This window comes from Mesorhizobium sp. M1252, assembly GCF_040318265.1.
Classification (GTDB): Bacteria; Pseudomonadota; Alphaproteobacteria; order Rhizobiales; family Rhizobiaceae; genus Mesorhizobium.
Map to the genome: position 1 here is coordinate 230,554 of NZ_JAMYLX010000010.1, position 12,792 is coordinate 243,345.

General features: G+C 63.0%; 19 protein-coding genes. 6 read left to right on the forward strand and 13 right to left on the reverse strand.

Going from position 1 to position 12,792, the window contains the following annotated elements; genetic code table 11:
* Positions 1-4: 4 nt before the first annotated feature.
* Positions 5-268 carry an ArsR/SmtB family transcription factor gene (locus NKH22_RS21305; protein WP_023822283.1) on the forward strand — a complete coding sequence of 88 codons (264 nt, stop codon included), beginning with the start codon at positions 5-7 and terminating at the stop codon, positions 266-268.
* A 29-nt stretch (positions 269-297) separates the two neighbouring features.
* On the opposite strand, the gene NKH22_RS21310 is transcribed toward NKH22_RS21305, so the two are convergent.
* From NKH22_RS21310 to NKH22_RS21330, 5 genes are all read right to left on the reverse strand, one after another.
* Positions 298-762 carry an SRPBCC family protein gene (locus tag NKH22_RS21310; protein WP_023670148.1) on the reverse strand — a complete coding sequence of 155 codons (465 nt, stop codon included), beginning with the start codon at positions 760-762 and terminating at the stop codon, positions 298-300.
* Positions 763-778: 16 nt separating this feature from the next.
* Positions 779-1,153 carry a nuclear transport factor 2 family protein gene (locus NKH22_RS21315; protein WP_032893136.1) on the reverse strand — a complete coding sequence of 125 codons (375 nt, stop codon included), beginning with the start codon at positions 1,151-1,153 and terminating at the stop codon, positions 779-781.
* Positions 1,154-1,176: 23 nt separating this feature from the next.
* The gene (locus NKH22_RS21320; RefSeq protein WP_023699361.1) at positions 1,177-1,503 is read right to left on the reverse strand and encodes an ArsR/SmtB family transcription factor; all 327 of its coding nucleotides are present in this window, start codon (positions 1,501-1,503) and stop codon (positions 1,177-1,179) included.
* 5 nt (positions 1,504-1,508) lie between these two features.
* A complete protein-coding gene (locus tag NKH22_RS21325; RefSeq protein ID WP_023816408.1) occupies positions 1,509-2,165 on the reverse strand; it encodes a glutathione S-transferase family protein in 657 nt (218 codons plus the stop codon).
* Positions 2,166-2,281: 116 nt separating this feature from the next.
* Positions 2,282-3,115 carry an alpha/beta fold hydrolase gene (locus tag NKH22_RS21330; RefSeq protein ID WP_352910831.1) on the reverse strand — a complete coding sequence of 278 codons (834 nt, stop codon included), beginning with the start codon at positions 3,113-3,115 and terminating at the stop codon, positions 2,282-2,284.
* Between the two features lie 115 nt (positions 3,116-3,230).
* Between NKH22_RS21330 and NKH22_RS21335 the strand changes: the two genes are divergently transcribed.
* The 3 genes from NKH22_RS21335 (at position 3,231) to NKH22_RS21345 (ending at position 4,679) form a co-directional block, all read left to right on the forward strand.
* The gene (locus NKH22_RS21335) at positions 3,231-3,758 is read left to right on the forward strand and encodes a winged helix-turn-helix transcriptional regulator (RefSeq protein WP_352910832.1); all 528 of its coding nucleotides are present in this window, start codon (positions 3,231-3,233) and stop codon (positions 3,756-3,758) included.
* Positions 3,759-3,837: 79 nt separating this feature from the next.
* Positions 3,838-4,071: a hypothetical protein gene (locus NKH22_RS21340; RefSeq protein WP_023670152.1), complete on the forward strand. Its 234-nt coding sequence runs from the start codon at positions 3,838-3,840 to the stop codon at positions 4,069-4,071.
* Between the two features lie 176 nt (positions 4,072-4,247).
* Positions 4,248-4,679, forward strand: coding sequence for a GlcG/HbpS family heme-binding protein (locus NKH22_RS21345; RefSeq protein ID WP_023733046.1), 432 nt, complete (start codon positions 4,248-4,250; stop codon positions 4,677-4,679).
* A gap of 122 nt (positions 4,680-4,801) precedes the next feature.
* Here NKH22_RS21345 and NKH22_RS21350 read toward each other — a convergent pair whose 3' ends face one another.
* From NKH22_RS21350 to NKH22_RS21365, 4 genes are all read right to left on the reverse strand, one after another.
* The gene (locus NKH22_RS21350; protein WP_352910834.1) at positions 4,802-5,203 is read right to left on the reverse strand and encodes a hypothetical protein; all 402 of its coding nucleotides are present in this window, start codon (positions 5,201-5,203) and stop codon (positions 4,802-4,804) included.
* A 193-nt stretch (positions 5,204-5,396) separates the two neighbouring features.
* The gene (locus NKH22_RS21355) at positions 5,397-6,344 is read right to left on the reverse strand and encodes an agmatinase (RefSeq protein ID WP_023690073.1); all 948 of its coding nucleotides are present in this window, start codon (positions 6,342-6,344) and stop codon (positions 5,397-5,399) included.
* 197 nt (positions 6,345-6,541) lie between these two features.
* Complete coding sequence (rpmF, locus tag NKH22_RS21360; RefSeq protein WP_008834724.1) at positions 6,542-6,724, reverse strand: 50S ribosomal protein L32; 183 nt, start codon at positions 6,722-6,724, stop codon at positions 6,542-6,544.
* A 153-nt stretch (positions 6,725-6,877) separates the two neighbouring features.
* Complete coding sequence (locus tag NKH22_RS21365) at positions 6,878-7,585, reverse strand: biosynthetic peptidoglycan transglycosylase (protein ID WP_352499960.1); 708 nt, start codon at positions 7,583-7,585, stop codon at positions 6,878-6,880.
* A gap of 132 nt (positions 7,586-7,717) precedes the next feature.
* Here NKH22_RS21365 and NKH22_RS21370 point away from each other — a divergent pair, with 132 nt between their 5' ends.
* Entirely contained in the window at positions 7,718-8,635 is a 918-nt protein-coding gene (locus NKH22_RS21370) for a polyprenyl synthetase family protein (RefSeq protein ID WP_023736994.1), read from the forward strand.
* A gap of 96 nt (positions 8,636-8,731) precedes the next feature.
* On the opposite strand, the gene NKH22_RS21375 is transcribed toward NKH22_RS21370, so the two are convergent.
* Entirely contained in the window at positions 8,732-9,733 is a 1,002-nt protein-coding gene (locus tag NKH22_RS21375) for an NADP-dependent oxidoreductase (protein WP_023736995.1), read from the reverse strand.
* A 67-nt stretch (positions 9,734-9,800) separates the two neighbouring features.
* The gene (locus NKH22_RS21380) at positions 9,801-10,616 is read right to left on the reverse strand and encodes an oxidoreductase (protein ID WP_352910836.1); all 816 of its coding nucleotides are present in this window, start codon (positions 10,614-10,616) and stop codon (positions 9,801-9,803) included.
* Between the two features lie 105 nt (positions 10,617-10,721).
* On the opposite strand from NKH22_RS21380, the gene NKH22_RS21385 reads away from it, so the two are divergent.
* The gene (locus NKH22_RS21385) at positions 10,722-11,306 is read left to right on the forward strand and encodes a TetR/AcrR family transcriptional regulator (RefSeq protein WP_352910839.1); all 585 of its coding nucleotides are present in this window, start codon (positions 10,722-10,724) and stop codon (positions 11,304-11,306) included.
* Between the two features lie 114 nt (positions 11,307-11,420).
* Here the strand turns inward: NKH22_RS21385 and NKH22_RS21390 are convergent, their stop codons facing one another.
* Complete coding sequence (locus NKH22_RS21390) at positions 11,421-12,278, reverse strand: sigma-70 family RNA polymerase sigma factor (RefSeq protein WP_352910841.1); 858 nt, start codon at positions 12,276-12,278, stop codon at positions 11,421-11,423.
* On the reverse strand, positions 12,278-12,751 hold the full coding sequence (locus NKH22_RS21395; RefSeq protein WP_023673089.1) for a carboxymuconolactone decarboxylase family protein: 474 nt from the start codon (positions 12,749-12,751) through the stop codon (positions 12,278-12,280). The genes NKH22_RS21390 and NKH22_RS21395 overlap by 1 nt, the downstream gene beginning before the upstream one ends.
* Between the last annotated feature and the right edge of the window lie 41 nt (positions 12,752-12,792).

Sequence of the window (12,792 nt, forward strand, 5' to 3'; positions counted from 1 at the left end):
AGGCATGATGTTTTCTGACGCCTTCATGGCGATTGCCGACCCCAACCGGCGCTATCTTCTGGAAGAGCTCCGGCGTGGCCCGAAAACCGTCAACGAACTGGCTTCGGGCCTGCCAGTCTCCCGCCCGGCCGTGTCCCAGCATTTGAAAGTGTTGCTGGACGCCGGTCTGGTTCAGGCCAAGGCCGAGGGCACGAGGCGGGTCTATACAGTCAGCAGTGGCGGCTTCCTCAAGCTCAATATTTGGCTTGATCAGTTCTGGGAAGCATAGGCCGCGATTCCAGCTCGCCTCCCTGGCTTTCAAGTGTCCGTTGCCAGCGCCTTGCCCAGCGCATCGAGCAGGAATCCGGTACCATGCTCGCGCGATGACGGTGTGTCGTGCCCATCGAGAAACGCGCCCTGCTCGGTGAGCACCAGACGCGTGCCCGTGCCTTCCGGGCGAAGCTCAATTGTCGCCAGCGAAACCGAGATTCTGACATCACCGAACAGCATGTCGTAGCTGTAGACGATGCGCTGGTTGGGCACGATGTCCTGATAGGTGGCGGTATAGGTGTGGATCGGCCCGTCCTTCGGCCCGCCGGCATTGACCTCCTGGCCGCCGACGCAAAAATCCATTTCGTGCCTGTGGGTCATCGGGTTGTCGGGGTCGGCGAACCAGCGCCGCTTGGCGGCCGGATCGCTGAGCGCGAAATAGACTTTCGCCGGCGCAACTGGATAGAGGCGCTCGAGGACGAAGGTGGAGTGGACGACGGATCGTTCGGCCATGGTCGGGTCCTCTTGGTCAGCTTGATGGTTTCTGCGCGACGAAGACGCCGTCGCGATAGGACGCGCCGAAATAGACTTCGACGGCGCGCAACCTGTCGCCATGGAACAGATGCAGTTCGGTGTTGCGGAAGGTCTTTCCGTCCGCCGTCTCGCAGCGATAGAGGACAAAGGCGGCGTCCTCGTCCTCGCATATCCGCTCGATGACGATCGAGCTGAAGGCCGGGCTGTCCGGCCAGCAGCGCTCGAAATAGGTCGCACGGTCGATGGCGTCGTCATAGGGGCTGGTGAAGGTGAAATCGTCGGCGAGCACCGCCGCGACGGCAGCCTTGTTATTCGCCTGGTAGGCGGAAAAATAGCCGCGGATCAACTCCGCTCTGCTTTTGCCGGGCATGGTCATTTCTCCTCTGCTTCAGGTCATTCGGTCCCGGCGAGAAAATCGCCGAGCCGGTCGAGCCGACGCTCCCATGTCAGCCGCCGTTCGTTGATCCAGTGTTCTGCGCTGCGCAGCGCCTGCGGCGCGATCTGGCAGGTGCGCACGCGGCCGAGCTTTTCCGAGCGCACCAGCCCGCTTGCTTCGAGCACGTTGAGATGCTGGACGACGGCCGACAGCGACATCGCCAGCGGTTCGGCCAACTGGCTGACCGAGGCCGGCCCACGCGACAGCCGTTCGACCATGCTGCGCCTGGCCGGGTCTGCGAGCGCCTGGAACATCAGGTCGAGCTGGGCGGGATCGTGCAGCATCGCGATCAGCCGTTATTGTAGGGAAAGAACTTGAAGTAGGGCTGCGCCTCCTCGACCACCCGGGCGAAGGACGGCCGCTTGAGCAGGCGGTCGTGGTAGTGTTTCAGGGCCGGATAGCTGTCGCCGAATGGCTCGACCTTGTTGGCGTAGAACAGCGCCGGCGAGGCCGCGCAGTCGGCCATGGTGAAGGTAGGCCCGGCCGCCCAGAGTTTCGAGCGCATCTCCTCCTCGATGATCGCATAGGCGTTGCGCAGTTGCGCGCGCGCCTCATCGACCCCGAACGGATCGGTCTTGTCCTGCGGGCGCAACCTGTCGCCGACGATCTTCTGCATCGGCGCCTGCACGTAGAAATCGTAGAAACGGTCGGCCTGGCGGACCTGGAGAGCAAGGTCGGCCTCGGCCGGGATGAGCTCGACCGGCCCGGGATAATGCGCGGCCAGATATTCGATGACGATGGTCGATTCCAGCACCGTGCGATTGCGTGCATCGTCACGCAGCGCCGGCATCTTGCCGGTCGGCGACACCTTCAGGAACGCTGCCCGCGACTGCTCGTCGCCGAGGTCGACGATAACCGGCGTGAAGGGCGTATCGTTCTCGTAAAACGCTATCAGCGGTTTCCAGCAGAACGATGCCAGCGGATGGAAATGGAACGTCAGGGACATTTTTTGCTCGTCTGTTTGCGGTTCGTGGATGCTGGAGCGGTGCCAGCCAGCGCCAACACTGAAGCATTTACTTAACTATTTCCGTGAGGCGAATGTGTCAAGGTTCGAGACTGTCTTCAGGGCTTGGTATGCGTGACGATGGCGGCAACGATCGTGCCCCAGTCGTCGGGATGCAGTTCGTGGCCACCGCCTTCGACGCGGACAAGCCGCCCGCCGGCAACAGCGTCGGCAAGGGCTGCGCCATGCTCGACCGGAAAGATCGGATCCGATGTCCCGTGAATGACGAGCAGCGGAACCTTGATCTCGCGCAGGCGTCCTTTCAAATCCTCGCCGCTCTTCAGCATGAAATGGTTAGTCGCGCTCAGGAAGCCGCCGGATCGGTCGTAGTCCTGTTGGACGAACGCGCGCATCGCCTTCTCGTCGAAGGGATGCGCGGTGCTGGCGATCGCACGCGCATCCTTGACGACGAAGCCGATCACCTGGTCGCGGTTCGACCAGTCGACCCTGGCGCCATCGGCCGAGTGCTCCATATAGGCTTCGGTCGTCCCCGGCAGCTGCGATGTGTCGATCCCCACCGGCGAACTGCTGATTACGGTCAGCGAGATGACACGCAAGGGATGTTTCAACACCAATCGTTGCGCGATCATGCCGCCCATCGACATCCCGATCACATGCGCCTTGCCGATGCCGCAACTGTCGAGGACGCGCACCGCATCGTCCGCCATGTCGTCGAACGTATACGGCGGCTCGCCCGGCGTATATTTGGTCGACAGGCCGGTGTCACGATTGTCGTAGCGGATCACGAAGCGGCCTTCGCCGGCGAGTTTTTTGCAGAGCGCCTCCGGCCACCAGAGCATCGAGGCCATGGCGCCCATGATCAGCAGAATGGCTGGATCTCCGGGATCGCCAAACGTCTGGGAGACGATTTCGGGTGCTGCGGCCCTTGTCATGGGACTCTCCTCCTATCGGCCAATCAAAGGCCAATCAAACTGGTTGCATTTTGCAATCGGTTGCACGATAATAAAACTGATACGATAATGCAACCGGTTTTTTGAGGAGAGTCGGATGAAAACCGAACACCGCTCGGGATGCCCGATCAATCTGTCGCTGGAAGTGTTCGGCGATCGCTGGAGCCTGATCATCCTGCGCGACATGATTTTTGGCGGCAAACGCCACTTTCGCGAACTGCTCAACGGCTCGATCGAGGGCATCGCTTCCAACATCCTGGCCGACCGGCTGAAGCGGCTGATGGAACTCGGCATGCTGACCAAGGCCGACGACCCCTCGCACAAGCAGAAGGCGATCTACAGCCTGACCGAGATGGCCATCACGCTGGTGCCGATCATGGCGCATCTCGGCGCTTGGGGCCGCGTCTGGCTGCCGGTGAGCGAGGAGCTTTCGATCCGCGCCGAACTGCTGGAGAAAGGCGGGCCGCCAATGTGGGAGCAGTTCATGGACGAGTTGCGCCACGACCATCTGGGCACGCCTGTCGCCACACCCGCGCGGCCTTCCGTCCGCGCTACATTGCAGGCCGGATATGAGGCGGTGGTCGCCCGCAAGGCGTCGAGCGGCATCCAGGCCCCGGCCGCTTGACCAACTTATTTCCCCATTATCAGGCCGGCTCTGCTATCAAGGGGCTGAAAAACATAATTTACGGGATTGGATAACGCTCTTGGTCGAGAACTCTAAGGATACTGCCCGCGCCCGGGCGGATATGCGTTTCAAGAAGCAGGAAGAGGCCGCCACGGTGCGGCAAAAGGCGATGGCGGAGTATGTCGCCGAGGCCGACGCCCGCCAGGCCAAGACCAACAAGCTCCGGGCATTGCGCCTTGCCAAGGAAGCGGAAGACCTCGCCAACGCCCCCGCCGCTCCGGTCAAGAAAGCGGCCCGAGCCAAGAAAAAATAGCGCGGCCTTCTTCATCGACGCCCGATCTGGATGCCGGCGGGATCGTATCCGCCATGTGCCACGATCCGCAAAAGCCCGCCATTCCGCTTTCCCGCGCGAAGCATTTCAACCGCAACCGGGATTTCGCATCCCGCATGTCAGGTCGATGATTGACGCGTTTTGATCAGGAGACAGCCATGACCGCACTGACCCTCGAAAAAGCCAAGCACATCATCGACGCCGCCTTCGCCAAGGGCGCCGAGATGAAGCTTAAACCGCTCGGCGTTTCCGTGCTGGATGCCGGCGCGCATCTCGTCGCCTTCCAGCGTCAGGACGGCGCCTCGTTCCTGCGCCCGCAAATGTCGGCCGGCAAGGCCTATGGCGCGCTCGCCATCGGCATGGGCTCGCGCCGTGTCGAGGCTTTCGCCAAGGAGCGGCCGCATCTCGTCGCCGGCATTTCGGACGTCTCGGGTGGACGCGTGTTGCCGGTCGTCGGCGGCGTGCTGATCCGCGACAAGGCAGGCGCCGTCATCGGCGCCGTCGGAATTTCGGGCGATACGTCGGACAATGACGAGGCCGCCGCCATCGCCGGCATCGAAGCCGCCGGCTTCACCGCCGATCCGGGCTGAGGGGGAGCTTCGTCATCCCAGGGCGAAGCAGGAGCGAAGCTACGCGGCGCAGACCCCGGGATGACGACCAGAAAGAGCAGCCACGCCAATCGCGAACGGATGCGACCATCCAACGAAGGCGGCTAGTTCAAATTTATGTCTCTACTCGCCGACCGCATCGACACCGAAAACCCGGCCAGCACATCGAACAAGGCGATCACCATCAGCGTGAAGAAGACGGAGTGCGCCGCGCCCTTCACCAGCAGGAACTCGACCAGGAACGCCACGAAGACCAATGTCGACAACAGATGGTCCATGATCGAAGCGTTGGTGGTGCGCACCGACTTCACCATTTCCAGGAACAGGAAGACCAGCCCGATCACCACCATCAGGTCGCCGAGCGTCATCGAGAACACCCCGCCCGACATCATGCTGAACGAGAAGATCTCGGTCGCCCACGGATCGTCGCCGCTGCCGAATATTCCGAGGAGTCCGAGATTGTAGGCCACGAAGGGCACGATCAGCAGCGGGATGGCACCGAACATCAGGCGTCTCCTCTAGCAATTCCAGGAAAGCGGTTTCCCAAGGAATTGCCTAAACAATGGGGGCACCTTCTGTAGAATGCCCCGCAGGCACGCCGTCAAGATTTTTCGCTAGCGCCCGCAAACACGGAAAAAGACCGCGCGAAACAACCCTGTCAGCCACAGTTGCCCCGGCTGACCACCGACACGCCGGGATTCAGCGCTTGAACTGGCCTGTCCGCACGGCGGCGCCGATAGCGTTGAGGATGAAAAGGCCGGCGGTCATCGAGGTGATCTCGTTGACGTCGCGCGCCGGCGCGATCTCGACGATGTCGATGCCGACGACACGTCCCTTGGCGAACAGCCCCTTGATCAGTTCGATCGTCTGCCGGTAGCTGATGCCGCCAGGCGCCGGGCCTTCGACCGCCGGCATGACAGCGGGATCGAGACCGTCAGCATCGATGGTCAGGTAATAGCGGCCACGGTCCGGGATGCGCTTGAGCAGCGCCGCCGTACCGATATCCTGCCATTCATTGGCGGTGACGATGTTGGAGCCGTAGGCGCGGGCCGCCTCGACCTCCTCGAGCCGGGCGCTGCCCTGGCCGCGGATGCCGAGCTGGAAAATCCCGGCTATATGTGCCATCTCCGAAGCGCGGCGGATGGGGCTGGAATAGCCTTCCCTGACCCCGTTGACATTGTCGCGCCAGTCGAGATGGGCATCGATCTGAACCAGGGTGATCGGCCCTTCGCCGTCAAGCGCCCGCAGGATCGGGATTGGAATGCCGTGATCGCCGCCAATGGTGATCGGCAAGGCGCCGGCGACGCGGATCTTGCGGATCGCCGTTTCGGCCAACCTGTAGTGGCTGCCGGCGGCATCGCCGGGGACATCGCCGACATCGACCACCTTGACGTCCTGCCCGTCGAACAGGGTTCCGCCAATGTCGAAATCATAGCGGTCGAGCCCGAGGCTGATGCGCTGCGAGGCGCGCCGCACCGCGGTCGGCGCGTTGGTCTGGTCGTTGACCAGCTCGTCGATCGTGTAGGGACTGCCGTAAGGCATGCCGATGATGGCGACATCCGCCTTCAGCGCATCGAGGTCCTCGACCAGCGGGAAGTTCATGAAGGTCTGGAAGATATCGCGGGGTGCTGTGGTGAGCTTGGTCATGCGGTCCCTCTGAAGCCGGTCGATCATCGCGCGGAAGCGCCGCGACAAGGCATGCGGACTCAATACAGCACCGCCGCCGCAGCTTGTATCGCCACGGGCGCCCGGTCTTTGGCATAGTTGGCGGCGCGGCGCACCAAACGCAAAAAAACCGGCCAATGGCCGGTTCTTTTGGCATTCAAACCCTTCGAAAGCTGGTCTCAGCTTTCCTTGGGCGTCAGCACCTGGCGACCGCGATACATGCCGGTCTTCAGGTCGATATGGTGCGGGCGGCGCATTTCGCCGGAATTCTTGTCCTCGACATAGGTCGGGGCCTTGAGAGCGTCGGCCGAGCGGCGCATGCCGCGCTTGGACGGAGAGGTTTTTCGTTTCGGAACGGCCATGGATATGCTCCACTACATGGTCAAAATGCCCCGATAGCCCTCGTGAAAGGGCCGCGTCAGGGCCATAATCTGAGAAAGTCGGGTGCCTATACACGCCCTGCGCCGTTTTGGCCAGCACCGTGGCGATTTTTTTTGAGGCGGCAGCGGTTCGACCTAATCAAGACAACCGACATACGCGCCCGAACGGCCGGCGCGGCGTTCGATCAGCGACGCCAGCCGCCGCAGACCCGGACCGGGCTTGGCCGGATTGCGGGCGATCGGATTGGGCAACGAGACGGCGAGCAATGCCGCCTGCCGCCGCGACAGCTGTTTGGCCGAAACGCCGAAATGATGCTGGGCCGCCGCCTCGATGCCGTAAATGCCCGGCCCCCATTCGGCGATGTTGAGATAGATTTCCATGATCCGCCGTTTCGACATCACCGCATCGAAATAGACGGCCAGCGGCAGTTCGACCACCTTGCGCACCGAGCCCAGCGGCCGCGACCACAGGAAAAGGTTCTTCACCGTCTGCATGGTGATGGTCGAGGCGCCGCGCGTCGCCTCGCCGGCCAGCGCATCGTCGACGACGCCGCGCAATTCGCCAAGATCGATGCCGCGATGGAAGCAGAACTGACCGTCCTCCGACATGATCACCGAATTGGCCAGCACCGGCGACACATCGTCGATCGACACCCAACGCCGGTCGTAACCGGAGAAGGTCGTGAGGTCTTTGACCATCAAGGTCGATATCGGATGCACGAAGGACGGCAGATAGAGGAAGGTCAGCACAATGGGTATCGCCGCCAGCACGACGGCGACAACCAGGCCGCGCCGTGCCAGGCGCTTCAGACCGGCGCGGTTCACGCGCCTTGGTCGCGCCATCTCAAACCCTTCGGTTTCATGATCGACGATCGGTTCCGTCAAGCCGCCCCCACCCGCGCCACTCTCCCGCCTCCGGCATAATGGCGCGAGGCTTCTTGCGCAACGTCTGAGTGTCGGCTACCGCTCCCGGCCATGACGAAAGACGAGCAATTGGCCTTTGAGGCCGCACTTCTGGGGCGGGCGGCGGCGATCGAGGCCGGGCTCAGGCTGCTGCTCGACGGCCGCACGCTTGCCGGCGAGATCGCCCGACCGGAGCGTCTGATGGCGGCCATGCGCCATGGCGTGCTGAACGGCGGCAAGCGGCTGCGCCCCTTCCTGGTCATGGAAAGTGCCGCCCTTTTTGGCGCCGATGGCGAGGCGGCGATGCGCGTGGCGGCGGCGCTCGAATGCGTGCATTGCTATTCGCTGATCCATGACGATCTGCCTGCCATGGACGACGACGATCTGCGCCGCGGCCAGCCGACCGTGCACAAGGCCTTCGATGAAGCTACCGCCATACTTGCCGGCGATGCGCTTCTGACGCTTGCCTTCGATGTCCTCGCCGATGAGGCGACGGCGCTGCCGGCGGAGCGCAGGGCGGCGCTGGTGCTGGCGCTGGCGCGCGCGGCCGGCACTGGGGGCATGGTCGGCGGGCAGACGCTCGATCTCGAAGCCGAGCGCAGCAGGCCGGACGAAGCCGGCATTATCCGGCTGCAGGCGATGAAAACCGGCGCGCTGATCCGCTTCGCCTGCGAAGCCGGCGCGATCATTGCCGGCGCCGCACCGCAGGACCGCGACCGGCTGGCCGAATTCGGCTCGGCGGTCGGGCTTGCCTTCCAGCTCGCCGACGACCTGCTCGACCTGACCGCCGATGCCAGCCAGATGGGCAAGGCGACCGGCAAGGACGCAGCCGCCGGCAAGGCGACGCTGGTGGCGCTGCATGGCGCGAACTGGGCGCGCAGCCAGCTCCATGGGCTGGTCAAGCAGGCCCATGAATTGCTTGAGCCTTACGGTGAACAGGCAGCCTTGCTGAAGGCAGCGGCAAGCTTCGTGGCAATCCGGAACAACTGAGGTTTGGGCAATCGGATGCCGAACCGTTTTCGGAATTTGTCGGCCTTGCGCTGCCTTGCTTGGTGTCTCTCAAATGCCCCAAAGCAACTGGGCGCGCTATCTGACCTTGACGACGACCTTGCCCTTGGCGCGTCCTGTTTCGACGTAAGCCAGCGCCTCATTGGTCGCTTCAAAAGGAAAGACCCTGTCGACGACCGGGCGAATCGCCCCATCTTCGATGAGGGACGTGATTTTGCTCAGTTGCTCACCTTGCGCCGACATGAACAGAAACGAAAATCCCACGCCCCGGCGCTTGGCTTTGGTCCTGATACCACGGCTCAGCAGGCGCAGCAGCAGCCTTAGCACCACGTTCAGTCCCTGTTTCCTGGCAAATTCGGGATCCGGAGGACCGGAAATCGAGATGAGCTTCCCACCCGGTTTCAGCACAGTCAGGGATTTCTCAAGCGTCTTGGCGTCCTGGCTGTTCAGGACGACGTCGTAGCCCGACAGGATTTTCTCGAAGTCGTCCTTCCTGTAGTCGACGACGACATCGGCGCCGAGATCCCTGACCAGATCGTTGCTTGCCGCGCCCGCTGTTGTCGCAACGATCGCGCCGAGATGCTTTGCCAACTGGATGGCGAATGTCCCCACGCCGCCGGAGCCAGCCTGGATGAAGATCTTCTGGCCTGTCTTCAGACCCGCCCTCTCGATGAGAGCCTGCCAGGCGGTCAGACCGACCAGCGGGATCGAGGCCGCCTCTTCCATGCTGAGGTTCGCCGGCTTCAGCGCCACGTCGGCTTCATCGATTGCGATGAATTCGGCGAATGTCCCGATCCGGCCGTCGCGCGGCCGCGCATAGACGGCGTCGCCGGGTTTGAATTTGCGGACTTTCGAGCCCACCCTGACAACCCTTCCAGCCACGTCGTGACCGAGAATGAAGGGCCGGCGATAGGGAAGGATGAGTTTGAATTCACCGGTTCTGATTTTGGAATCCAGCAGGTTCACTCCTGCGGCATGGACCTCGACCAGGACGTCATTGTCCAGCAGTTCCGGCTCCGGCATCTCGGCCAGCCGCAAAATGCCTTTCTTGTTATATTTGTCGACAACGAATGCCTTCATGGCAGTGACTTTCTGAAGTGCCTGTTGGTGTGCCGTTTGTGCGTGAAATTCTCCGTCCCGCCGTTGTTCAGACCGGCAAGCGGAACTGCTTGCGCAAGGTCTTGTCGAACATCTCCGCGGGGGCGAAGCGGCGCAGCAGGCTGACCTGGCGCGCTGCCTTCCCTGCGGTATAGCGCCGTCGCGGACGGGCGTCGGTCGCTGCCTTGACGACCACATCCGCCACCACTTCCGGCCGATCGGCTTTGGGCATCACATCGGCAAGCAGCGCCTTGAGACCGGCGCGCGCCTGATCGTAGTCCTTCAACAGGGAATCCGGCTCGATGCCGTTCTGGTCGAAGACGGTGCGCACGAATGCCGGCTCGATGACCGAGACGCGAATGTTGAAGGCGCGAACCTCATGATCGAGCGATTCCGAATAGCCCTCCAGCGCGTGCTTGACCGCCGAGTAGTGCGCTGAGTATGGCGCGGGCACCAATCCTAGAATCGAGCCGATGTTGACGATGCGCCCTTGGCCGCGGCGCCGCATCGACGGCAACACCGCATTGGTCATGCGCATGACGCCGAACAGATTGACGTCGAACAGAGCCTGCACCTGTGCGACCGAAGATTCCTCGGCGCCGCCAAGCAGGCCGACACCGGCATTGTTCACCAGCAGATCGATACGACCGGTCTGGGCCAGCACGGTTGCAACGAGGGCGCTGACGGACTCCCCGTCGGTCACGTCGCAGGTCAGCATGGACACCTTAGCCGGGCCGTTGCCGGCCTTGCTGCGGCTTGTCCCGAAGACGGTATACCCCGCCCGCGCCAAGGCCTCGGCACTGGCGCGGCCGATGCCCGAAGAGGCTCCGGTCACGACTGCGGTCTTTCCAGAGTTCGCATTCATTTTTTATGCTCCAAAGCCACTGGGGCTAGCTTTCGTTCGCTGGTTGAATTATGATCATAATATCACATTACGATCGTAATGCAATAGCAGAAAGGAATAGCAGCCATGCGCTACGAAAAGGGCCGAAAGGACGCCTCCCGCGATCGCATCGTGGAGGTCGCAGCCCAGCGTTTTCGCGGTGACGGCATCGCCGCGTCTGGACTGGCAGCCATTATGGGCGACGCCGGGATGACGAACGGAGCCTTCTATCCGCATTTCCAATCCAAGGCGGAGCTTGTGCGTGAAAGCCTGGTAGCGGCGCTAGAGAGCCAGGTGCAGCAACTGCAAGAGGTATTGGCCGCCGGTGGTCCGGAGATGGGGATAGCGGCGTATCTGTCAGCCGGGCACCGGGACAATCCGGGAACGGGCTGCGCCAACGCCGCGCTGCTCCCGGAACTCGCGCGTCAGCCGCTCGAAACGCGACAAGTCTATACCGAACGCTTGCTGGTTCTGGTGCGTCAGCTGTCTGCAGCGCTTCCGCAGGCCAGGGATCCGGAAGGCGTTGCCATGGGCGTCTTTGCGACCCTCATCGGCGCGCTTCAACTGGCCCGCGCGGTGGCAGGGACCGAATTGTCGGATCGCTTCCTTGCGGCAGGAGCAGATGCCGCGCGCAGGCTGATCCAGCCACGTGACGGGGAGAAGGCATCCTAGAGGTCGTGGCGGCAGCGGCAAAGGGCAGCCCTGACATCGTCCTCGGGTCGCACACAGGAAGGGCCGGCTTTTGGAGGCGGGCCGAACCGGTATTTCGCTCCGATTCAATCGGGTCTAACGCAGATGCCTGAGCTTGTCGGGATTGCGCATGACATAGACGGCCGCGATCTTCCCGTCCTCGATGTCAAGCGCGGTCGTCTGCAGTTCGCCATCGGCCTCCCGCGTGACGAACCCCGGCAGTCCATTGACGAAGCCGATGCGCACCAGCGTCGAGCGATTGTCGCGCAGCCAGGCCGCGACTTGCGCGTATTGCTTCATGACGGCGTCGAAGCCCAGCACCGGCGCCAAAGCCGCCGGACGCTTGCCGCCGCCATCGGCATGAGCGCTGACATCTTCCGTCAGCAGCGCGCCGAGCGCCTCCATGTCGCCGCTGCGCGATGCCACGAAAAAGGCTTCGGCGATCTCCAGGCCACGCTGCTTCTCCACCTTGAAGCGAGGCCGCGCCTCGCGGACATGGCCCCGTGCGCGAGCGGCAAGCTGGCGGCAGGCGGCTGAATCGCGCTCGATGGCGGTCGCGACCTCCTCGAATTCCAGTCCGAACACATCGTGCAGCAGAAAGGCCGCCCGCTCGAGCGGCGAAAGCCGCTCCAGCGCCAACATCAGCGGCAAGGTGACATCTTCAAGATCGTCCTCTTCGACGATCGGCTCGGGCAGCCAAGGGCCGATGTAGGTCTCGCGCTGGCGCCGCGTGGATTTGAGCTGGTCAAGGCAAAGCCGCGTCACCGTGCGGCGCAGGAACGCTTCTGGCTCGCGAACCTGCGAGCGGTCGGTCCCCATCCAGCGGATGAAGGCATCCTGCACGACATCCTCGGCGTCGCTCACCGAGCCCAGCATGCGATAGGCGACCCGCATCAGCTTCGGACGCAGCGGGCCGAAGCCCGCTGCCGCGTCGTCGGGTGCCGTCGCCGTCATCAGGCCGCCTTGGCGCTGGCGCGTATCGTTGCTGCGTCGGTGTAGAGCCCGAAGCCAACGGCGATGCGGTTCCAGCCATTGATGATGTTGATCAAAACGGTGAGCTTCACCTGCTCCTCCTCGGTGAAATGCGCCTTAAGATCATCATAGGCGCTTTCGCGGTCCTGTCCTTCCGAGAGGCGCGTCAGCGCATCGGTCCAGCCGAGCGCGGCACGCTCGCGGTCGCTGTAGCAGGGCGCTTCGCGCCAGGCCGGCAGCAGATAGATGCGCTGCTCGGTCTCGCCATTCTCGCGCGCTTCGGTGGCATGCAGATTGATGCAGTTGGCGCAGCCATTGATCTGCGACGCCCGAAGCTTCACCAGCTCGTTGAGGCTGTGCTCGAGCCCGGCGGCGACGGAGAGTTCGGTCGATGCGCGCTGCCACTGCTTGATCAGCGCAGGGGCGGCGGCGAAGAGGTCGATTTTGGCGGTCATGATTGCAGTCCTTGTGTTGGGTACGCCATCATGACGAGGCA